Genomic DNA, 696 nt, shown 5'->3' with positions numbered 1-696 from the left:
CTTTGGCACATCGTGATGCCGCAGGGAAGAGGAGGAGTCCATACCATTATCCTATTGATTACGCAGCCTATCGCGTTGGGGTTTGCCGAAAATTGGGGTAATGGCATCGATTTGCTGTATGTGGCGGCTTGCCGAAGCAAATCCACCTTACGAGTTTCACCGCGGCATCAGCGCGAACACACCCCAGCCCAGGTATTCACGCGTGTAAGCGGCGTAGCGCTCGGGTTCCGAGGTCAGTTTGGCTCGAACATCTTTCGCGAACTCGTCATCGGGATTGGCTTCAAGCCATCGGCGCATGGTGAGCCATTTGGCCGCCTCGTATCTGTCCCAGCCGTCCTGGTCAGCCAGAACCATTTCAACGACGTCGTAGCCAAAGTGGCCGAAAGACGCGAGAAGTTCTGGAAGCATGAGAAAGTCGGAGATTGAGTTGGCAAGACACCCCTTGGCAACCTCTTCCGTCGGCGGTAACTGCCGCCAGTAGGGCTCGCCGATGAGGATGATTCCTCCGGTGCGCAGGCTCCGCGCCAGAAGCTCGATAGTGCCGGCGACTCCACCGCCGATCCAGGTGGCACCGACACAGGCTGCAACATCGACCTTCTCGTCAGAGACATAACCGGCAGCATCGCCATGGATGAACTTGACTTGATCGGCGATGCCGAGTTCTACAGCACGGAGTTTCGCTTGCTCGGTGAACAA

The 696-nt window shown here is 57.2% G+C and carries 1 protein-coding gene; it reads right to left on the bottom strand.

Translation table 11 applies throughout. The features are described from left to right. Positions 1 to 156 precede the first annotated feature (156 nt). The coding region (locus IT781_RS22070) for a cyclopropane-fatty-acyl-phospholipid synthase family protein (RefSeq protein ID WP_228779365.1) at positions 157 to 696 on the bottom strand (540 nt) is incomplete at its 5' end.

The organism is Methylobacter sp. BlB1 (assembly GCF_015476545.1).
In the GTDB taxonomy this organism is placed as follows: Bacteria; Pseudomonadota; Gammaproteobacteria; order Methylococcales; family Methylomonadaceae; genus Methylobacter.
This window is presented reverse-complemented; position numbering and strand designations above follow the sequence as displayed.